Annotated in this window: 13 protein-coding genes and 1 pseudogene; 10 read left to right on the plus strand and 4 right to left on the minus strand. The window is 64.9% G+C overall.

Features of this window, described 5'->3' with window-relative positions:
* The first annotated feature begins 24 nt into the window (after positions 1–24).
* Entirely contained in the window at positions 25–1365 is a 1341-nt protein-coding gene (locus ACFPOU_RS01880) for a TAXI family TRAP transporter solute-binding subunit (RefSeq protein WP_379716618.1), read from the plus strand.
* A gap of 193 nt (positions 1366–1558) precedes the next feature.
* Here the strand turns inward: ACFPOU_RS01880 and ACFPOU_RS01885 are convergent, their stop codons facing one another.
* On the minus strand, positions 1559–2017 hold the full coding sequence (locus tag ACFPOU_RS01885; RefSeq protein WP_379716341.1) for a rhodanese-like domain-containing protein: 459 nt from the start codon (positions 2015–2017) through the stop codon (positions 1559–1561).
* 317 nt (positions 2018–2334) lie between these two features.
* Here ACFPOU_RS01885 and glnA point away from each other — a divergent pair, with 317 nt between their 5' ends.
* The 5 genes from glnA (at position 2335) to corA (ending at position 8067) form a co-directional block, all read left to right on the plus strand.
* The gene (gene glnA, locus ACFPOU_RS01890; RefSeq protein WP_379716344.1) at positions 2335–3750 is read left to right on the plus strand and encodes a type I glutamate--ammonia ligase; all 1416 of its coding nucleotides are present in this window, start codon (positions 2335–2337) and stop codon (positions 3748–3750) included.
* 148 nt (positions 3751–3898) lie between these two features.
* Positions 3899–4417: a DUF4124 domain-containing protein gene (locus tag ACFPOU_RS01895; protein ID WP_379716347.1), complete on the plus strand. Its 519-nt coding sequence runs from the start codon at positions 3899–3901 to the stop codon at positions 4415–4417.
* Complete coding sequence (gene glnL / locus ACFPOU_RS01900; RefSeq protein WP_379716350.1) at positions 4414–5496, plus strand: nitrogen regulation protein NR(II); 1083 nt, start codon at positions 4414–4416, stop codon at positions 5494–5496. Before ACFPOU_RS01895 ends, glnL begins: the two co-directional genes overlap by 4 nt.
* Before the next feature lie 68 nt (positions 5497–5564).
* Positions 5565–7028, plus strand: coding sequence for a nitrogen regulation protein NR(I) (gene ntrC, locus ACFPOU_RS01905; protein ID WP_379716353.1), 1464 nt, complete (start codon positions 5565–5567; stop codon positions 7026–7028).
* A gap of 70 nt (positions 7029–7098) precedes the next feature.
* Positions 7099–8067 carry a magnesium/cobalt transporter CorA gene (gene corA, locus ACFPOU_RS01910; RefSeq protein WP_379716356.1) on the plus strand — a complete coding sequence of 323 codons (969 nt, stop codon included), beginning with the start codon at positions 7099–7101 and terminating at the stop codon, positions 8065–8067.
* A gap of 7 nt (positions 8068–8074) precedes the next feature.
* Here corA and ACFPOU_RS01915 read toward each other — a convergent pair whose 3' ends face one another.
* Both ACFPOU_RS01915 and ACFPOU_RS01920 read right to left on the minus strand, forming a co-directional pair.
* Positions 8075–8926: an EamA family transporter gene (locus ACFPOU_RS01915; RefSeq protein WP_379716359.1), complete on the minus strand. Its 852-nt coding sequence runs from the start codon at positions 8924–8926 to the stop codon at positions 8075–8077.
* Positions 8926–10563, minus strand: coding sequence for an NAD(P)/FAD-dependent oxidoreductase (locus tag ACFPOU_RS01920; RefSeq protein WP_379716362.1), 1638 nt, complete (start codon positions 10561–10563; stop codon positions 8926–8928). Before ACFPOU_RS01920 ends, ACFPOU_RS01915 begins: the two co-directional genes overlap by 1 nt.
* A gap of 547 nt (positions 10564–11110) precedes the next feature.
* Here ACFPOU_RS01920 and ACFPOU_RS01925 point away from each other — a divergent pair.
* Positions 11111–14233, plus strand: a complete 3123-nt coding sequence (locus ACFPOU_RS01925; RefSeq protein ID WP_379716365.1) for a TonB-dependent receptor — start codon at positions 11111–11113, stop codon at positions 14231–14233.
* 85 nt (positions 14234–14318) lie between these two features.
* Here ACFPOU_RS01925 and ACFPOU_RS01930 read toward each other — a convergent pair whose 3' ends face one another.
* Entirely contained in the window at positions 14319–15038 is a 720-nt protein-coding gene (locus ACFPOU_RS01930) for a 16S rRNA (uracil(1498)-N(3))-methyltransferase (RefSeq protein ID WP_379716368.1), read from the minus strand.
* A 330-nt stretch (positions 15039–15368) separates the two neighbouring features.
* On the opposite strand from ACFPOU_RS01930, the gene ACFPOU_RS01935 reads away from it, so the two are divergent.
* The 3 genes and pseudogenes from ACFPOU_RS01935 to tkt all read left to right on the plus strand — a co-directional run bounded on the left by ACFPOU_RS01935 (position 15369) and on the right by tkt (position 20791).
* Positions 15369–18257 carry a TonB-dependent receptor domain-containing protein gene (locus tag ACFPOU_RS01935; RefSeq protein WP_379716370.1) on the plus strand — a complete coding sequence of 963 codons (2889 nt, stop codon included), beginning with the start codon at positions 15369–15371 and terminating at the stop codon, positions 18255–18257.
* Between the two features lie 287 nt (positions 18258–18544).
* A pseudogene (locus tag ACFPOU_RS01940) lies at positions 18545–18685 on the plus strand (IS1/IS1595 family N-terminal zinc-binding domain-containing protein); the annotation flags it as partial.
* Between the two features lie 108 nt (positions 18686–18793).
* Positions 18794–20791 (plus strand): transketolase, encoded by a 1998-nt coding sequence (gene tkt / locus ACFPOU_RS01945; protein WP_379716373.1) that lies wholly within the window; start codon positions 18794–18796, stop codon positions 20789–20791.
* Positions 20792–20805 lie beyond the last annotated feature (14 nt).

The following is a 20805-nucleotide window of genomic DNA, read 5'->3' on the forward strand; positions in this document are numbered from 1 at the left end:
GCGCGCCGGGCCAGCCGGCGCGCCGTGTCCAGCATCCGCAATGTCAGTTTCGTCTCCCTGCGCGACCTGCTGGTCGCCGCCGGGCCGACGGTGATCCTCGTCACCGCCGCCGTGATCGCCGCCTACCTGCTGGTCGATCCGGCGCCGCCCACCCACGTGCGCCTGGCCACCGGCCAGGAAAACAGCGCCTACGAAGCCTTCGGCGTGCAATACGCGAAAGCGCTGAAGCAGGACGACATCCTGGTGTCGCTGCAGCCCAGCCTCGGTTCCCGGGACAATCTCGCACGCCTGCGCAGCGGCCAGGCCGACATCGCCTTCGTGCAGAGCGGCTCGACCGGCGAGGCGCGGGCCGGTGAACTCGGCCTGGTGTCCCTGGGCAGCCTGTTTACGGAACCGGTCTGGCTCTTCCTGCGCACGAGCATAAAAACCAGCAACCTGACCGGCCTGCGTGGCCTGCGCATCAACCTCGGGCCGGAGGGCACGGGCGTACCCAACCTGTTTCGCCAGATCCTGGCCGTGAACGGGGTCGAGCCGAACGAGCTCGTCATCAGCGAACTGGAAAACACGCCGGCGACGATGGCGCTGCTGGCCGGGAAGATCGACGGCCTGGTCTTCAGCTCGGCGCCGGAAGCGCCGCTGATCCAGATGCTGCTGCAAACGCCTGGCATCCGCCTCTTCAATTTCTCGCAGGCCGAAGCCTATACGCGGCGGCTGCCGTTCCTCACCCACGTGACACTGCCGCGCGGCATCGTCGACCTCGGGCGCGACATTCCATCCCAGGACTATCACCTGATCGCACCGACCGCGACCCTGGTGGCGCGCGAGGACTTGCATCCGGCGCTGATCGACCTGTTCGTCAAGGCCGCCACCCGGATCCACAGCGGGGCCGGGTGGTTCCAGCAGCAGGGCCAGTTCCCGTCGCCCAAGTTCAGCGAGATCCCGGTGGCGAGCGGAGCGGCGAAATACTACCGCGACGGTCCCCCCTTCCTGCAGCGCTACATGCGCTTCTGGCTGGCCAACCTGTTCGAGCGCCTCTGGGTCGTGGTGGTGGCGCTGGCCGCGCTGATCATTCCGCTGTCGAAGATCGTGCCGCCGCTGTACGTGTGGCGCGTGCGTTCGCGCGTGTACCGCTGGTACGGCGAATTGCGCGCGGTGGAGCAGGCCTGGGAGGGCGTCGGGGATGGGGAGCGCGAGAGCGTTCGCCTTGACCTGCTGCGCCGCCTCGACGAGATCGAGGAACAGGTGAACCACATCTCGATTCCGCTGGCCTATGCCGACGGCCTGTACGGATTACGCGGCCATATCAATATCGTACGCCAGCGCTTGAAGACGACGGGCCCGGCGGTGGAAGGCTCGCCGGAGTAACAATTTCTTGTGGATTGAGATGACACTGGCGGCCCTGTGTAGTTGTTCAGAGGAATTCATGACGCGTCTACCGGGCGCCGCCTGCGGCATCGGGTGTGGGGTGATGGTGCTTATAGGGAACTGATGGCGTCGATCGGGCGCGACGCCGCCCTGCCGCCCGCGCCGCCGGCCATCCCGTGCACCGGTGTTCGATTCACGCGCCGATCCAGGGCAGCCCCGCCTTGCACCAGCCGTTCACCGACTTGCGGTGCCCATCAGCATCCTTGTCGCCTTCGAACCCTTCGAGGATGTCGAAGGCGTTCTCATATCCCAGTTTCGTCGCCACCCGCGCGCTATGGCGCGAGCGCACGCCGGAGCGGCACAGGAACAGCAGGATATCGTCCTTGCCGGCCACCTGCTCGAGCTGCGCACCGAAGTGGGGATTCGGTTGCCCGCCGGGATAGGTCGCCCATTCGACCGCGAGTTGCCTGCCTTCCGGCAGCACCACCCGCCCCACCCAGTCGCGTTCGGCATGGGTGCGCACGTCGACCAGCTTGACATGGGGCGCCGCCTGCAGCAGCGTGAACGCTTCCTCGGGCGTGACCGCACCGGCATAGGGCTGGCCTTTCGCGCGTGCGCGGGCAGCCTCGAGTATCTGTTCGGTCGTTTTCATGTCGTTCCTTGTCAGGGTATGCACCACCGCGGCGCGTGCTTGCCGAAATGGTGCAGCTTGCATCAATTCGGTGCACTCCAACTATACTGCACCAATTTGGTGCAACGCAGAGTTGTCTTGCACCATAGGATATTTCCGTACTACTGAGGATTTTATGGTTAAACTCTCGGCGTTCCAAAGAACGATTGCGCATTTGTTCATACCAAACCGTCTGGCATGGTTCCTGCATATGTTCCTGCAAGCATGTCGAGGCGAGCTGACCGGTCGGAAGCGATCTCGCCTGTCTCGACACCCCACTTTTTTGTTAGGAGAAACGCATGGCAAAGACCGCCGCAGATGTGATGCAGATGGTGAAGGACAACGAAGTCAAGTTCGTGGATTTCCGCTTCGCGGATACCCGCGGTAAAGAGCAGCACGTCACCGTTCCTGTGTCGCACTTCGACCTCGACAAATTCGAGTCTGGCCACGCCTTCGACGGCTCGTCGATCGCCGGCTGGAAGGGCATCGAAGCATCGGACATGATCCTGATGCCGGACCCGTCGACCGCCAACATCGACCCGTTCATGGAAGAGACGACGATGTTCATGCAGTGCGACGTGATCGAACCGTCGGACGGCAAGGGCTACGACCGCGACCCGCGCTCGATCGCCAAGCGCGCCGAAGCCTACCTGAAGTCGACCGGCCTGGGCGACACCGCCTATTTCGGTCCGGAGCCTGAATTCTTCATCTTCGATTCGATCCGCTGGAAAGTCGACATGTCGGGCTGCTTCGTGAAGATCGATTCGGACGAAGCCTCCTGGTCGACCGATGCGAAAACCGAAGGCGGCAACAGCGGCCATCGTCCAGCGGTCAAGGGCGGCTACTTCCCGGTGCCTCCGGTCGACAGCTTCCAGGACATGCGCTCGGAAATGTGCCTGATCCTCGAATCGCTCGGCATCCCGGTCGAAGTGCACCACCACGAAGTGGCCGGCGCCGGCCAGAACGAGATCGGCACCCGCTTCTCGACCCTGGTCGAGCGCGCCGACTGGACCCAGAACCTGAAATACGTGGTCTGGAACGTTGCCCACAGCTATGGCAAGACCGCCACCTTCATGCCGAAGCCGATCAACGGCGACAACGGCTCGGGCATGCACGTGCACCAGTCGATCTGGAAAGACGGCAAGAACCTGTTCGCCGGCGACGGCTATGCCGGCCTGTCGGAAACGGCGCTGTTCTACATCGGCGGCATCATCAAGCACGCCAAGGCACTCAACGCGATCACCAACCCGGGCACGAACTCGTACAAGCGCCTGGTGCCGGGCTACGAAGCGCCGGTGAAGCTGGCCTACTCGGCCCGTAACCGCTCGGCCTCGATCCGCATTCCGCACGTCCCGAACCCGAAGGGCCGCCGCATCGAAGTGCGCTTCCCGGACCCGCTGGCCAACGTCTACCTGTGCTTCGCCGCGCTGCTGATGGCGGGCCTGGACGGCATCCAGAACAAGATCCATCCGGGCGAAGCGGCCTCGAAGGACCTGTACCACCTGCCGCCGGAAGAAGACAAGCTGATCCCGACGGTCTGCTCGTCGCTCGAAGAAGCGCTGGAAGCGCTGGACAAGGACCGCGAGTTCCTGACCCGCGGCGGCGTGTTCAGCGACAGCATGATCGACGCTTACCTCGACCTGAAGATGCAGGAAGTGCAGCGCATGCGCATGACCCCGCACCCGGTCGAGTTCGACATGTACTATTCGGCATGATAACCGTTGCGCTACGGCATCAAAAGCTGTAAGCGCAGGTAACAAACGCGGGGAAGGCCGGTGGCTTTCCCCGCGTTTTTTTATGGATGCGGTATATTCGGCTCAACTCCACCTCGCACACTTTGCAGTGCAGCTTCTACTGATGCGTATGACAACCAGTGTGACCCGGCTCGTGCTTGCTGCCGGCGTAGTCTTCAGCGGCGCGGCCCACGCGCAGACCACGGTCTACAAATGCGTCGACACGCAAGGCCGCGTCGAGTTCACCGATACCGGCAAGAAGGGCTGCAAGGCGCTCGATCTGCCCGGCTATATCCCCGCACCGCCCGAGCGCCGCGCGCCGGCGCCGGTTGCCAGCCGCCAGGGCGGCGCCGCACCCGCCGCCGCCGCCGCGTCCACGCCCAGCCCGGCGAACTTCCCGCGCGTCGACACGTCGCAGCAGCGCGTGCGCGACGACGACCGGCGCGCCATCCTGAACGACGAGCTGCGCGCCGAAGAGAAGAAGCTGGCGGACCTGCGCCAGGTCTTCAACAACGGCGAGCCCGAACGCCAGGGCAACGAGCGCAACTACGCGAAATACCAGGAGCGCGTGGCGCAAATGCGCGACGACATCAGCCGTACCGAACGCAATATCGAAGCGCTGCGGCGCGAGATCGGCAACATCCGATGAACCTGCCTGACCGCGCCATCGACGCCGGTCGCTTCGCCGGCCTCGAACTGCTGGCCTCCAGCGTGCTGCTGGTCGACTCGCGCGACCGCGTGCGCTATGCCAATCCGGCGGCCGAGAACATGCTCGACGCCTCCCTCAAATCGCTGTCGCGCCAGACCCTGGCGGCGCTGTTCTCGAACGGCGACGAACTGGCCGCCCTGTGCGAGCAGACGCGCGCGCACCAGTATTCCGACTTGCGCCAGGACCTGGCGCTCGAGCGGGGCGGGCGCGACATCCTGCACGTGCACTCGATCGCCAGCGCGCTGGACAACGGCGAAGTGCTGATCGAGTTGCGCGAAAACGTGCAGCAACTCAAGCTCGACCGCGAGGAGCGCTTCCTCGACCAGAGCCAGGCCAACAAGGAACTCATCCGCAACCTGGCGCACGAGATCAAGAATCCGCTGGGCGGCATCCGCGGCGCGGCCCAGTTGCTGGAACTGGAACTGCCGCCCCTGCATCTGAACGCGCTCAAGGAATATACGCAGGTGGTCATCAAGGAAGCGGACCGCCTGCAAACCCTGGTCGACCGCCTGCTGGCGCCGCACAGGAAGCCCCACATCGTCGGCGACGTCAACATCCATGAAGTGTGCGAGCGCGTGCGCTCGCTGGTGCTGGCCGAATTCCCGAACGGCCTGGGCATCCGGCGCGACTACGACGCCTCGATTCCGGAGTTCCGGGGCGACAAGGAACAGCTGATCCAGGCGGTGCTGAACATCGTCCACAACGCCGCCCAGGCGCTGGCGGGCCGCATCGCGGCGGGCGACGCCGAGATCGTTCTGCGCACCAGGGTGGCGCGCCAGCTCACCCTGGCCAAGGTCCGCTACGGCCTGGCATTAGACTTGCATATCATCGACAATGGACCGGGTATCGCACCCGACATCCGCGACCGTATTTTCTACCCGCTGGTGTCGGGCAGGGAGGGCGGCAGCGGCCTGGGGCTGACGCTGGCGCAAACCTTCGTGCAGCAGCACCTGGGCATGATCGAATGCGAAAGCCGGCCTGGACTGACGGATTTCCGGATCCTGCTGCCGCTGCCCTGAGCAGATGCGGCAGCTGCCGTGTTTCCGCCGTGTCCAATGTTGAATTGACTGCGGAAAGCACGACCTACATGAAACCAATCTGGATTGTCGACGACGACGCATCGATCCGCTGGGTGCTCGAAAAAGCCCTGGCGCGCGAGAATCTCGAAACGCGCAGCTTCGCCAACGCGCGCGACGCGCTGGCCGCCTTCGAGACCGAAACGCCGCAGGTACTGGTATCGGACATCCGCATGCCCGGCGAATCCGGCATCGACCTGCTGCAGGCGGTCAAGGCGCGCCATCCCGGCCTGCCGGTCATCATCATCACCGCCTTTTCCGACCTCGATTCGGCGGTCGCCTCGTTCCAGGGCGGCGCCTTCGATTACCTCGCCAAGCCCTTCGACATCGACAAGGCCGTCGCGCTGATCCGGCGCGCCCTCGAGGAAAGCCTGCGCGAGGCCAGCGTGGAAGCGGCACCCGCGGAAACGCCGGAAATCCTGGGCCTGGCGCCGGCGATGCAGGAAGTGTTCCGCGCCATCGGGCGCCTGTCGCAATCGAACGTGACGGTCCTGATCACGGGCGAATCGGGCACCGGCAAGGAGCTCGTCGCGCGCGCCCTCCACAAGCACAGTCCGCGCGCCCGGCAGCCCTTCATCGCGCTCAACACCGCCGCGATCCCGAAGGACTTGCTGGAGTCCGAACTGTTCGGCCACGAGCGCGGCGCCTTCACCGGCGCCCAGGCGATGCGGCGCGGCCGCTTCGAGCAGGCCGAGGACGGCACGCTGTTCCTCGACGAAATCGGCGACATGCCCTTCGATTTGCAGACGCGGCTCCTGCGCGTGCTTTCCGATGGCCACTTCTACCGCGTCGGCGGGCACCAGCCTGTCAAAGCGAATGTGCGCGTGATCGCGGCCACCCACCAGAACCTGGAACAGCGCGTGCGCGACGGCCTGTTCCGCGAAGACTTGTACCACCGCCTGAACGTGATCCGCCTGCGCCTGCCCAGCCTGCGCGAACGCAGCGAGGACATCCCGCTCCTGGCGCGCCACTTCCTGGTGCAGAGCGCGCACCAGCTGGGCGTCGAGCCGAAGCGCATGAGCGACGGCGCGATGCGCTTCCTGTCCGGCCTGGAGTTGCCGGGCAATGTGCGCCAGCTCGAAAACCTGTGCAACTGGATCACCGTGATGGCCCCGGGCCAGACGGTCGAGGTCAAGGACTTGCCGCGCGACCTGACCCAGGCCCCGGCCGGCGGCATGCCCGCCACGCCCTTCCCGAGCGAGGGCGGCAACGGCGCGCCGGCGCCCATGCCGGTGGCGCCCGCGCCGGAAGGCTGGATCGGCCTGCTCGAGCTGCAGGCGGCGAGCATGCTCAGCGCCGGCCAGTTCGAGGTCATGGACACGCTGGGCAAGCAATTCGAGTCGGCGCTGATCAAGACCGCGCTCAAGCACACGCACGGGCGCAAGAACGATGCGGCCATGCGCCTCGGCATCGGACGCAACACGATCACGCGCAAGATCGTGGAACTGGGTATCGACGGCGCGCGCGAAGAATAAGCGCCGCCGGGTGCGTCGGATGGGCGCGATGGTGTAAGCTCTCGCATCGTTTTCCCATCCTTTGCACCTCATGCTGATCAACTGCGTCGCCTACCAGGAAGGCAAGAAACTGTCGGATATCCCCGTCGAGGATATCAGCGAGTACCTGAAGATTCCCGGCTGCTTCGTGTGGGTCGCGTTGCGCGATCCCGAGCAGGGCGAACTGGCCACGATGCAGGAGGAATTCAGCCTGCACGAGCTGGCCGTGGAGGACGCCTCGCGCGGCCACCAGCGCCCGAAACTCGAGGAATACGGCGATTCCGTGTTCGCCGTCGTCCATACCGTCAACCTGGACGGCGACGACATGGTCTCCGGCGAGGTCGCGGTCTTCGCCGGCCCGAATTACGTGCTGTCGGTGCGGCGCGATTCGGCCCAGGGTTTTCTCGGCGTGCGGGCGCGCACCGAGCGCGATCCGCAAATGCTGAAAATGGGTTCCGGCTTCGTGCTGTATGCACTGATGGACGCCGTCGTCGACCGCTATTTCCCCATCGTCGACAAGCTCGAATCGGATCTCGAAGCGATCGAGGACCGCATCTTCGGCGGCGAGGGCGCCCAGCGCGACAACATCGAGCGCCTGTATGACCTCAAGCGCAACACGCTGGTACTGCGCCACGCGGTGATCCCGCTGATGGATGCCGTTGGCCGCCTGCATGGCGGGCGGGTGCCGGCGGTGGCCGGCCAGACCCAGGATTATTTCCGCGATGTCCACGACCACCTGCTGCGCATCTCGGGCCGCCTCGACACCATCCGCGACACCATCGCCACCGCGATCCAGGTGACGCTGTCGATGGTCGCGATCGAGGAAAACGACATCAACAAGAAGCTGGCCGCCTATGCCGCCATCTTCGCCGTGTTTACCGCTTTCGCCGGCATCTGGGGCATGAATTTCGAATTCATGCCGGAGCTGAAGTGGCGCTACGGCTATCCGATGGCCGTCTGCGTCATGATCGGCGTCTGCGGCTATCTCTACTACCGGTTCAAGAAATCCGGCTGGCTCTGAAACCGGATCAGCCGCGGTTCGCGGTGGCGGCACTCCCGGCCGTGGCCACCACGATCATCCCGATCGCCAGCCACTGTGTCGTGCTCAGGATTTCGCCCAGCACCAGGAAGCCTGCCAGCGCGCCCACGGCCGGGCCGGCGCTGACCAGGATGCCGAACACGCGCCTCGGCAGGCGCGAGAGCGCCATCATTTCCAGGGAATAGGGCAGGATGGAGGAGAGCAGGGCGACCACCAGGCCGCCGAACAGCACTTCCGGCGCGAACAGCGCGCTGCCGGCCTGCGCGATCCCGAGCGGTACCGTGCACAGGGCCGCGGCGAACATCCCCCAGGCCACCACGGGCCCGCCCTTGAGCGTCGAGACGCGCTTGCCGAACACGATGTACATGGCCCAGCAAAAGCCGGCGCCCAGCGCGGCGGCCACGCCGACCGGGTCGAGCGCGTTCGCCCCCGCCGCCGCCGGCGCGAGCAGCCACAAGCCAAAGGCGGCGCAGGCCACCCAGGCGAAGTCGCGCAGGTGGCGCGAGGAGAACACCACGACGGCCAGCGGGCCGATGACTTCGATGGCGATCGCCACCCCGATCGGTATGCGCGCGAAGGCTGCGTAGATCAGCAGATTCATCATGCCCAGCATGATGCCGTAGATGGCGACGTTGACGGCGTCGCCTTTTGCGAGCGGCGCGCGCCAGGGCCGCCAGAAGGCCAGCAGCAGGATGCTCGCCAGGCCCACGCGCACGGCCGTGATGCCGCTGCTGCCCACCAGCGGGAACAGGCCCTTGGCATAGGCCGCGCCGACATTCACCGAGATGAGCGAACCGACGATGGCCAGGAGCGGCGCAAGCCTGCCCGCCGGCGCCTGCATCAGGCTTGCAGCGCGGGCGCCGGCATGCCCATGGCCAGGGCCACCGCCTCGGCCACGCGGATGCCGTCGATGGCCGCCGACATGATGCCGCCGGCGTAGCCCGCGCCTTCGCCGGCCGGGAACAGGCCGCGCGTGTTCAGGCTTTGCAGGTCGTCGTCGCGGCGCTTGATGCGGATCGGCGAGGAGGTGCGGGTCTCGACGCCGGTCAGCACCGCGTCTTCCTTGTAGTAGCCCTTGATCTGCTTGTCGAATGCGACGAAGGCTTCGCGCATGGCGACGATCGCGTAGTGCGGCAGGGAAGGGGCGAGGTCGGTCAGGTGCACGGCCGGCTTGAAGGAGGGGATGACGGAGCCGAATTGCTTCGAGGCGACGCCGCGTACGAAGTCGCCCATCAGCTGGCCCGGCGCGTCGTAGGTGCTGCCGCCCAGGACGAAGGCGCGCGACTCGAGTTCGCGCTGGAAGGCGATGCCGGCCAGCGGGTGGCCCGGATAATCCTCGGGCGTGATGCCGACCACGATGGCGCTGTTGGCATTGCGTTCGTTACGCGAATACTGGCTCATGCCGTTGGTGACGACGCGGCCTTCCTCGGACGAGGCGGCGACCACGGTGCCGCCCGGGCACATGCAGAAGCTGTACACCGAGCGCCCGTTCGAGGCGTGGTGCACGATTTTATAATCGGCCGCGCCGAGGATCTTGTTGCCGGCGTTGGGACCGAAGCGGCAGACGTCGATCAGCGACTGCGGGTGCTCGACCCGAAAGCCGACGGAAAAGGGCTTGGCTTCCACGTACACGCCGCGCTTGTAGAGCATCTCGAAGGTGTCGCGCGCGCTGTGGCCGACCGCCATCACCAGGTGATTGGTCGGGATGTGCTCGCCGCTGGCGAGCACGACGCCGGCAACCCGCCGCACGCCGTCCGCGTCGCTGACGACGATGTCGTCGACACGCGTTTCGAACCGGATCTCGCCGCCGAGCGAGATGATCTCGGCGCGCATCTGCTCGACCATTTTCACCAGGCGGAAGGTGCCGATGTGCGGCTTGCTGACATACATGATCTCTTCCGGCGCGCCGGACTTGACGAATTCGGTGAGCACCTTGCGCCCGTAATGCTTGGGGTCCTTCACCTGGCTGTAGAGCTTGCCGTCCGAGAAGGTGCCGGCGCCGCCCTCGCCGAACTGCACGTTCGACTCGGTATCGAGCTTGCGCTTGCGCCAGAAGCCGAAGGTGTCGACGGTACGTTCGCGCACGACCTTGCCGCGCTCGAGCACCAGCGGGTTCAGCCCCATCTGGGCCAGGATCAGCGCCACGAACAGCCCGCAGGGACCGGTGCCGACCACGACCGGGCGCGGCGTGCCGGCCGGCGGACGCGCGGCGGCAACGAACTTGTAGCCGGTGTCGGGCGAGACGAGGATGTGCTGGTCGCCCTTCAGGCGCGCGAGCACCGCCGCCTCGTCCTTCACTTCGACGTCGATCGCGTAGATCAGGACGATGGCGGCCCGCTTGCGTGCGTCGTAGCTGCGCTTGAAGACGGTGAAATCGACCAGGTCGCCGACGGCGATGCCGAGCCGCTTGAGGATGGCGTCGCGCAAGGCGTGGTCGGGGTGGTCGAGAGGGAGTTTGAGTTCGTTAATTCGCAGCATGGGAAGTCCAGATGGGGCTTAGCACTGTGCCGCACTGCAGGGGGCGGCCGGCAAACGCGTATTTTAACCCGGCAAGGGTCCGCCGCCGTAGCGGGAATGCGATGCCTGGCCGGCAGCCGCCGGTTGGATACGATGGTTTATTGCAATGCAATAAATAAAGCATTTCCCAGAAACTGTTTCGGAGGGAAAAGCGCGGGAAAAACGCGCATTGGAACACGCATGCTCATGGTGCATGCGATGGCGATTGCAGTGCATTGTTACGCTGCACTGCATCAGTTTGAGGAAACGTTTTAGTTGCTCTCGCCTCAACATCGAATGGGTGTTGTTTATATGTATATTAGAAATAGTTGATCGTTGACATTAGTACTTTTGCTATGGTTTTATGTTCCGTTCAGATAACGTTTGAACGCATTCAAACGCGATGTGAGATCAATTAATCTATTGATTGATGGAAATGTAGAAGTGGAGAAAAACGCAGTTTGTAGTGATTGATAAAAAATTTCAAAAACGAGCCGATCAACCAGAGAGGCTAAAAATAGGAAATCACATGTTGAAAAAAACTGTAGTAGCACGCGCTTTGTCGATCGCGTTCAGCACTGCCGCTCTGTCCGCTGCCGTGATGGCACCGGCGGCTGCGCAATCGAACGTGGCGGGCACGCTGTATGGCAAGATCACCCCGGGCGCCGCCACGTCGGTCCAGATCCGCAACCTTGACACCAACCAGCAGCGTACCGTATCGGTCGATCCAAGCGGCTCCTTCTCGGCCTCGGCACTGTCGATCGGCCGCTACCGCGCCACGTTGCAAGGCGGCAGCATGGATGGCCAGACTTCGGACGTCGACGTGATTGCCGGCCAGGGCGTGGAAGCCGTCTTCGCTTCGGCCCAGGTCGCCACCGTCCAGGTGAGCGGCCGCCGTAGCCGCATCGACGTGAGCTCGGCTTCGAACGGCGCGACTTTCACCGCGCGCGAACTGGCACGCCTGCCGATTGCCCGCAACGTCGACGCGATCATCCAGCTGGCGCCGAACACGACCAAGAGCGACCCGACCTACATCGCCGGCGCCTCGATCGGTGGCGGCGGTCCGTCCGAGAACGCCTACTACATCAACGGTATGCCCGTTACCAATCCGCTGACCCAGCTGGGCGCATCGGAACTGCCGTTCGGCGCCGTTGCCCAGGCCGAGATCAAGACCGGCGGCTTCGGCGCCGAGTTCGGCCGTTCGGTCGGCGGCGTGATCAACATCGTCGGCAAGAGCGGTACCAATACCTGGGAAGTCGGCGGCCTGGCCTCGATCACCCCGGAAAGCTGGCGCGCCAAGGCCAAGGACCAGTACTTCGCCGATACCGGCCTGGCCAACTCGGGCGCCCTGCGTTTCCGCAACAGCGACAACAGGGTCGAGCAGAAGCAGTACGGCGTCTACGCCGGCGGCCCGCTGATCAAGGACAAGCTGTTCATGTTTGCCGCGATCGAGCAAACCAAGCAGGAAGTGCACCAGGTCGTCGGCAATGCCACCACGTCGGCGGCAACCAATGCCCGGTCCGGCTACCGCGACCGCTACACCGACACCAAGCGCTACTACACCAAGTTCGACTGGAACGTCACCGACAACCACCGCCTCGAATTCACGGCGATCGGCGACAACCCGAAGGTCGATACCGCTCTGCGCGGCTATGACTACGCGACGCGCGCGATCGGCAGCACGATCACCTCGACGACCCACGAAGAGAGCTCCGGCACCGCGGCCGCTCCGAACGGCGCCGAAATCCAGATCCTGCGCTACACCGGCAACCTGACCGACAAGCTGACCTTCACCGCCCTCGGCGGCAAGATGCAGACCCGTCACATCTACGAGCCGGGCGGCTACAACCCGAACCTGCCATCCGTGACCGCCGGTGCAGAATTCCGTGCGCCCGGCCTGAACTATGCCAGCGCGCAGAATTTCAGCGGCTCGCTGCCCTTCAACGGCTCGAAGGACGACGTCGACTTCTTCCGCGTCGATGCCGAATACAAGCTTGGCAGCCACACGATCCGCGCCGGCCTGGACAACATCAAGACGGTGTCGCTCGACGCCGGCAACATCACGGCCGGCGGCTTCTCCTGGATCTACCAGCGTACCACCAACCCGGGCGCGCCGACCAGCGTTCCCGGCGGCTCGATCCCGGCCTTCGCCGGCAACGGCCCGCTGGCTGCGCAGGGCTATTACGTCAACAAGAATACCTTCACCACCGCCTCGGACGCGTCCGCCAAGCAGAACGCCCAGTACATCGAGGACGTCTGGAAGGTCACGAAAGACCTGCAAGTCACGATCGGCCTGCGTAACGAAAGCTTTGAAAACCTCAACTCGGACGGCGTCGCCTACCTGGAGCAGAAGAACCAGCTGACCCCGCGCTTGTCGGCCGTCTGGGACGTGAACGGCGATTCGTCGTTGAAGGTCTTCGGTAGCGCCGGCCGCTATACGGTGCAGATGCCGACCATCGTCGCCATCCGCGGCGCCAACGGTTCGCTCAACACCAGCCAGTACTACAGCTACACCGGTACCGATGCGAACGGCCTGCCGACCGGCCTGACCCAGCTGACCAACCCGCTGTCGGCGAACAACGAGTTCGGCCAGGCGAAGGATCCGAAGACGGTCTCGTCGACGAACCTGGAGCCGTCGTTCCAGGACGAAATCACCCTCGGCTTCGAGCAGGCCTTCTCGCCATCGCTGAACTGGGGTGCGAAGGTCACCTACCGTAGCCTGAAGTCGACCATCGACGACTTCTGCGACGGCCGTGTGTTCCGCCGCTATGCGCTGGCCAACAACATCCCGACGATCGACGATGCAACCTGGGATCCGGAAGATCCGCACTATACCTACTTCAGCTGCGCATCGTTCAACCCGGGCGAAGACCAGAACTTCCTGATCGACTACATGCAGAACGGCCAGTACCGCGAAGTGAAGCTGACCGCGGCCCAGCTCGGTTTCGAGAAGGCCAAGCGCGTCTATGCAGCGCTCGATCTGTTCGCCGAGCACCCTTACCGCAACGGCTGGTACGGCCGCATCAACTACACGCTCAGCCGCGCCAAGGGCAATACCGAAGGCCAGACCCTGTCGGACCTGAACACCGGCCAGGCAGACGTTGCCGCCACCACGACCTGGGACTACCCGGAGATCATGCGCTACGCGGATGGCTTGCTGCCGAACGACCGCAAGCACCAGATCAAGGCCTTCGGCTTCTACGACATCACCCCGCAAATCACCATCGGCGGCAACCTGTCGATCCAGTCGGGCCGGCCGAAGGGCTGCCTGGGCGGCGATCCTGACCCGACCTCCGCGGCCGACTGGGAAGCAGTGGGCCCATCGCCTAACTATGGCGTCGAGCACTTCTGCTTCGGTACCGCAACGCCTGGGCGTACCGCGGTGCAGAACAACGTGCCGGCGCCACGCGGCACCTTGGGTCGTCTCGGCTGGAACAAGTCGCTGGACATGAACCTGGTTTACCGTCCTGTACAAGTCAAGGGCCTGGCGCTGAAGCTGGACGTGTTCAACGTGACCAACGAACAGCCGATCCTGAAGCTCAACGAGCAGTACAACTCGGGTCCAAACCGCGCAACCACCTTCGGCAGCGTCTCCTCGTATGCGGCACCACGTTCGGCCCGCGTCTCGGCCGAATACAACTACCGCTTCTGAGCGCGTGGGTCGGGACGCCGGCGGCATGCCGCCGCTGGTCCCGCAACGGCATCACAAGAAAACCGCAGGCTTGCCTGCGGTTTTTTCATGCCCAGAGCGCCGCCAGCGCCGCCAGCGCCGCCAGGCCCGCGGTCTCGGTGCGCAGCACGCGCGGGCCGAGCGAGAGGGCGAGGGCGCCGGCGTCGATCGCCGCCTGTTCCTCCCCCTCGCTGAAGCCGCCCTCGGGCCCGATCATCAGCGTCGCCGCCTGCGGTCCTGCAGCGCGCGCCCAGTCGGCCAGCGAGACCGTGGCGCGCGGCGAGAACAGGATGCGCGGCTGGCTGTCGGGCGTGGCGATGAAGCGTTCGAACTCGGCCAGCGGCGCCAGCCGCGCCAGCCGGTTGCGCCCGCATTGTTCCGACGCCGCCACGATCACTCCCTGCCAGTGCGCATGGCGCTTTTCCGCGCGCTCGCCCGACAGGCGCACCACGCTGCGCCGCGCCGCCAGCGGCTGCACCGCCGCCACACCGAGTTCAACCGCCTTTTCGACGATCCAGTCCATTTTCGAGCCCTCCGGCAAGCCCTGCGCCAGCGTGATGGGGTAGGGCAGCTCGACCTCGACCGGCTGGTGCGCTTCGACCCGCGCGGTGGCGCGCTTCTTGCCGGCCTCGAGCAGACTGGCGTGGTATTGGCCGCCGCGCCCGTCGAACAGCGTCAGCGCGTCCCCGGGCTGCATGCGCACCACGTGCAGGTGGTGCGCGACCGCTTCCGGCAGGTCGACGATGGCGCCGCCGGCGAGCGGCTGGGAACAGTAAAAACGTGGCATGGACGCTCGCACATGAATGAAAGAAAGCTCGCATTGTAAAGCGCCGACCGGCGCTGACCAATCGCATGTTCGAGCCACATCGCTTTATGCAGATGGAATAAAAAATTGCAATTGTTGTATTTGCGAAACAGTATGATCATTGTATTGACATGCATCAATGCGAAATGGTCATATCTCCTCCAGCAGAATCATTCAGGCAGAGGGCGTGGTGACGGCCGCAAGCCAGGAGACATTTTGTGTTGGGAACGGCGCGCCGGACTGCGATCCAGGACCGGCCGCGTTCATGTCGTTCAATCCGAGGAAGATATAATAATGACTAGAGAAAAGGTATTGTCGCGGTCCGTTCGTTTGATGTTTTCCGGCGCCGTGCTGGCCGGGCTGAGCGCCGGGGCCTGGGCGCAAGAACAGAAACCGGCTGTCGTCGAAGTGACCGGCACGCGCCTGACCGCGCCCGGCTTTAATTCGAACAGCCCGATTTCGTCGGTGACGGCAGAAGAGATTCGTTCTACCCAGCCGGTGGCGGTCGAGGAATTCTTCAAGTCCCTGCCGGCGGCGGTGCCGGCCATTGGCCCCGCGACGAACAACGGTACCGGCGGCGCCGCGACGATCGACCTGCGCGGCCTCGGCACCAACCGTACCCTGGTACTGGTCAACGGACGGCGCCTGGTGCCGTACAGCCTCGGCGGCACGGTCGACACCAACTCGATCCCGATGGCCCTGCTCAGCCGCGTCGACATCCTGACCGGCGGCGCCTCCGTCGTCTACGGCGCCGACGCCGTGGCCGGCGTGGCCAACTTCAACCTGCGCAAGAACTTCACCGGCGTCGACGTCACCACCTCCTACGGCGCCACCGCCGACCAGCGCGACGCCAAGCGCCGCCGCACCGACGTGACGATGGGCGCGAACCTCGATGGCGGCCGCGGCAACGTCGTGCTGAGCATCGGCAAGACCAAGGCCGATCCGCTGACCCAGGGCGAGCGCTCGTACGGCGTCACCAGCCTGAGCTCGACGACCGGCCTGCCAAGCGGTTCCGGCACCACCGTTCCGGCGGCATTCTCGACCGGCGTGCCCGCAACCGGCGGCAACGCCGCGGCCCTGGCCGGCACGTTCCAGATCGACCCGGCCAGCGGGCGCCTGGTGCAGCCGGTACAGACGTACAACTTCAACCCGCCGAATTTCTACCAGACCGGCCTGGATCGCACCCAGGCGACGGCACTGGGCAACTACAAGATCAACGACTACGTCCAGGCTTACAGCGAAATCTTCGTTACCAACAGCAAGGTCGCTTCCGCGCTGGCGCCGACTGGAACGTTCAGCAACACCTTCAACATCCCCATCGGCAACCCGTATATTCCGCAAGCCGCCCGCGAGCAGATCTGCGCGCGCCGCGGCATCCCGGCCGCCAACTGCGTGGCGGGCAACTCGACCATCGTGCCGCTGCTGGTCAACCGCCGTTTCACCGAGCTCGGTCCGCGCTATAACGACTTCGACAACAAGACGCTGCAGTACACGCTCGGCCTGAAAGGCGAGATCGCCTACGACTGGACGTACGACGCCTCGTGGACGCGCGGCACCGCTGACCAGACCCAGCAGCGCCGCAACTGGGGTTCGCTGGCCAAGGTCACGCAGGCGCTCAATGCGCTGAGCACGACTACTTGTGTCGTCAATACGAATGGCTGCGTACCGCTGAACGTATTCGGCGCCGAAGGGTCGATCACGCCGGCGCAGGCCGGGTTCATCAACAGCAGCGCCCTGCTGAACCAGAGCGTCAAGCAAGACGTGGCTGCCGTATCGTTCTCCGGCAATCTGGGCCAGGCGGTGCGCAGCCCGTTCGCGCAGGAGCCGATCAGCATGTCGCTGCTGGCCGAGCAGCGCAAGGTGTCGGCCGGCACCCAGTCCGATGCCGCTTCGCAGATCCAGAACGAAGTGCTCGGCACCGGCGCGCCGACGCCTGACCGCTCGGGCCGCTTCTCGCTGAAGGAATATGCCGTCGAAATGCTGGTGCCGCTGGCCCGCGACCTGCCCTTCATCCGCACCCTCAACATGGAACTGGGTTATCGCCAGACCGAGTTCGCGACCGCCAGCGCCAAGGACGACTATGGCAGCTGGAAGGCCGGTGGCGAGTGGGCGCCAGTGGACATGTTCCGCGTGCGCGGCATGGTGCAGAAGGCCACCCGCGCGCCGAACGTGAACGAATTGTTCGCGCCGAACGTGACCGGCTTGTCGAACCTGGCTGTCGATCCATGCCAGCTGGGCAACATCAACCAGGCCGATGCGAACCGCGCCGGCACCTTGTCGAACCTGTGCCTGCTGACGGGTGTTCCGCTGAGCAGCATCGGTAATCTGGGGGCGCCGAACGCGGGCCAGATCAATAATCTTTCTGGCGGCAACCCGGCCCTCGGACCGGAATCGGCCAAGACCAAGACCATCGGCTTCGTGATCGAGCCCTTGCCGAAGCTGGCGCTGTCGGTCGATTACTACGAGATCAAGATCACGGACGCGGTCTCGTCGCCCTCGACCACCGACATCCTGGAGCGCTGCTACAGCGCCGGCCAGAATCCGGGCTTCACGCTCAACGAGTTCTGCGGCATGGTCGGCCGTAGCGCGATCAACGGGAGTTTTGCCGGCGATGCGCGCGGCGTCGCCACGCCGCTGTCGAACCTGGGCAGGCAGCGCACCAGCGGTGTCGACCTGAACCTGTCGTACCGCCTGGCCGCCAGCAAGCTGGGTCTGGATGCACGCTATGGCAACTTCGACCTCAGCCTGGGCGCCAACCAGGTCAACAGCTACAAGTTCCAGGCCACGCCATCGTCGGTGGAGCGCGACTGCCTGGGCTACTACAGCGTTGCCTGCAACAACATCGTCTCGGCGCCGGTGTACAAGCGCAAGTTCAACCAGCGCACCAACTGGACCATGGGTGCCTGGTCGGTCGGCTACAACTGGCGCTATGTCAGCAGCGTGATCGAAGAGCCGGGCGGCGCCGTGTTCCTGCCGGAATTCTCGCGTATTCCGGCGTACCACTACGTCGACCTGAGCGCGAACTGGAACGTCAACAAGAACGTGCGCGTGAACCTGTCGGTCACCAATGCCGCCAACAAGAAGCCGCCGATCGTCGGCGGCACCATTGGCGGCACCGGCCCGAACAGCGGCAACACCTTCCCGCAAAGCTACGACGCGGTGGGCCGTTACGTGACGCTGGGCGCTTCGGTCAAGTTCTGATCGTTTAGCCTGCACTCGATGAAATGGCGGACTCCGGTCCGCCATTTTTTTTGGCGCTGTCACCGCTACGAGTAGAAATTGAACTGCTGGGCGCTAGCGAGGTCGAACTGCCATTCGACCATCGAGCGGAGTCTGACATGCAGGCAAGACGCTTCACAACATGGCTACGGCAATTAAGTACATTGACGAGGCGCCAGCGCGCGCACCTCGTGCAGGCGCTGCGGCCCTCGCTCGGGCTGGACCGGGTTTGCGAGGCGATCGACGGCGCAGCTTGCCTGCCACCGCCTTGCCCTGCTTGCAAGAGCGAACGCAGCCACCGGCACGGCCACAGCCGCGGCCTGCAGCGCTATCGCTGCCGCGCCTGCGGCAAGACCTTCACACGCCTGTCCGGAATACCCCTTTCCCGGCTGCGCCAGCGCGACAAGTGGCACTTTTTTGCCTGAACGCTTTTTATTTAGGCAGCATCCGGCTCTGGTAGAATATCGGGCTACGGCCAGCAGTACCGCCTTCGCCTTCCACTCCAGACCTACGCACTCATGACATCTATGCAAACCACCACCCTGATGGCCAACGCAATCCGCGCGCTGGCAATGGACGCCGTCCAGAAAGCCAACTCCGGCCACCCGGGCATGCCGATGGGCATGGCGGAAATCGCCGTCGCCCTGTGGGACAAGCATTACCGCCACAACCCCGCCAATCCGGGCTGGATGAACCGCGACCGTTTCCTGCTGTCGAACGGCCACGGCTCGATGCTGCACTATGCGCTCCTGCACCTGGCCGGCTACGACGTCTCGATGGACGACCTGAAGGACTTCCGCCAGTTGCACTCGAAGACCCCGGGCCACCCGGAAGTGGGCATCACGCCCGGCGTGGAAACGACCACCGGGCCGCTCGGCCAGGGCATCGCCAACTCGGTCGGCATGGCGCTGGCCGAATGGCTGCTCGCGTATGAATTCAACCGTCCCGGCTTCGAGGTGGTCGATCACTACACCTATGCCTTCCTGGGCGACGGCTGCCTGATGGAAGGCATCTCGCACGAAGTGGCCTCGCTGGCCGGCACCCTGCGCCTGAACAAGCTGATCTGGCTGTACGACGACAACGGCATCTCGATCGACGGGCGGGTCGAAGGCTGGTTCACCGACGACACCCCGGCCCGCTTCGCCGCCTACGGCTGGAACGTGATCCGGGCCGTCGACGGCCACGACGTCGCCGCTGTCTCGGCCGCGATCGCGCAGGCCAAGCAGTCGGACCGTCCGACCCTGATCTGCTGCAAGACCATCATCGGCAAGGGTGCCCCGAACCTGGAAGGCGGCGACAAGGTCCACGGCGCCCCGCTGGGCGACAAGGAAATCGCGGCCGTGCGCCAGCACCTGGTGTGGGACCCGATCCCGTTCGACATTCCGGGCGAAATCTACCAGGCCTGGGACGCGAAAGCGCGCGGCGCCGAGCTGGAAAACGCGTGGAACGCGATGTTCGCCGACTACCGCGCCCAGCACCCGCAGCTGGCAGCCGAACTCGAGCGCCGCATGCGGGGCGACTTGCCAGGTAATTTCAATGAAGTGCTGGACGCCGCCATCGCCGCCTGCGTCGACAAGAAGGAAACCATCGCCACCCGCAAGGCCTCGCAGAACGCGATCCAGGCGCTGGCGCCGAGCCTGCCGGAATTCCTGGGCGGTTCGGCCGACCTGACCGGTTCGAACCTGACCAACTGGAAGGAGATCGTACCGGTGCGTTCGGGCATCGCGGGCAACCACATCAACTACGGCGTGCGCGAATTCGGCATGGCCGCGATCCAGAACGGCGTCGCCCTGCATGGCGGCTTCATCCCGTTCGGCGCAACCTTCCTGACCTTCTCGGACTACAGCCGCAACGCGCTGCGCATGGCCTCCCTGATGAAGATCCGCTCGCTGTTCGTGTTCACCCACGATTCGATCGGCCTGGGCGAAGACGGTCCGACCCACCAGTCGGTCGAGCACGTTTCGTCGCTGCGCCTGATCCCGGGCCTGGACAACTGGCGTCCGTGCGACACGGTCGAGTCGCAAGTGGCCTGGGGCGCGGCAGTGCAGCGCCGCGACGGTCCGTCGACCCTGATCTTCTCGCGCCAGAACCTGCCGTTCATGGAGCGCGACGCGGCCCAGGTGGCCGACGTCGCCAAGGGCGGCTATGTGCTGCGCGACGCGCCCGCGCCGAAAGTCATCCTGATCGCCACCGGTTCGGAAGTCGAACTGGCGGTCAAGGCCTTCGATGCGCTGGCGGGCGAGGGCATCGCCGCCCGCGTGGTGTCGATGCCGTCGACCGACGTGTTCGACCGCCAGAAGGCAGACTACAAGGCAAGTGTCCTGACCCGCGGCGTTCCACGTGTTGCCATCGAAGCCGGCGTGACCGACTTCTGGTACAAATACGTTGGACTGGAAGGCGCGGTGGTCGGCATCGACACCTTCGGCGAGTCGGCGCCGGCGCCGGTGCTGTTCAAGCATTTCGGCTTCACCGTCGAGAACGTCGTGGCCAAGGCCAAGGCAGTCATCGCTGGATAAGCATATATAAGAGT

This window comes from Massilia jejuensis, assembly GCF_042656795.1.
GTDB classification, from domain to species: Bacteria; Pseudomonadota; Gammaproteobacteria; order Burkholderiales; family Burkholderiaceae_D; genus Telluria; species Telluria jejuensis.

Bases quoted from the DNA above. Each gene is read 5' to 3' on its own strand.
- glnL (WP_379716350.1), top strand. From the start codon at position 4,414: ATGAACCTGCCTGACCGCGCCATCGACGCCGGTCGCTTCGCCGGCCTC.
- ACFPOU_RS01920 (WP_379716362.1), bottom strand. From the start codon at position 10,563: ATGCTGCGAATTAACGAACTCAAACTCCCTCTCGACCACCCCGACCAC.
- ACFPOU_RS01925 (WP_379716365.1), top strand. From the start codon at position 11,111: ATGTTGAAAAAAACTGTAGTAGCACGCGCTTTGTCGATCGCGTTCAGC.
- corA (WP_379716356.1), top strand. From the start codon at position 7,099: ATGCTGATCAACTGCGTCGCCTACCAGGAAGGCAAGAAACTGTCGGAT.
- ACFPOU_RS01930 (WP_379716368.1), bottom strand. From the start codon at position 15,038: ATGCCACGTTTTTACTGTTCCCAGCCGCTCGCCGGCGGCGCCATCGTC.
- glnA (WP_379716344.1), top strand. From the start codon at position 2,335: ATGGCAAAGACCGCCGCAGATGTGATGCAGATGGTGAAGGACAACGAA.
- ACFPOU_RS01885 (WP_379716341.1), bottom strand. From the start codon at position 2,017: ATGAAAACGACCGAACAGATACTCGAGGCTGCCCGCGCACGCGCGAAA.
- ntrC (WP_379716353.1), top strand. From the start codon at position 5,565: ATGAAACCAATCTGGATTGTCGACGACGACGCATCGATCCGCTGGGTG.
- ACFPOU_RS01895 (WP_379716347.1), top strand. From the start codon at position 3,899: ATGACAACCAGTGTGACCCGGCTCGTGCTTGCTGCCGGCGTAGTCTTC.
- ACFPOU_RS01915 (WP_379716359.1), bottom strand. From the start codon at position 8,926: ATGCAGGCGCCGGCGGGCAGGCTTGCGCCGCTCCTGGCCATCGTCGGT.
- tkt (WP_379716373.1), top strand. From the start codon at position 18,794: ATGACATCTATGCAAACCACCACCCTGATGGCCAACGCAATCCGCGCG.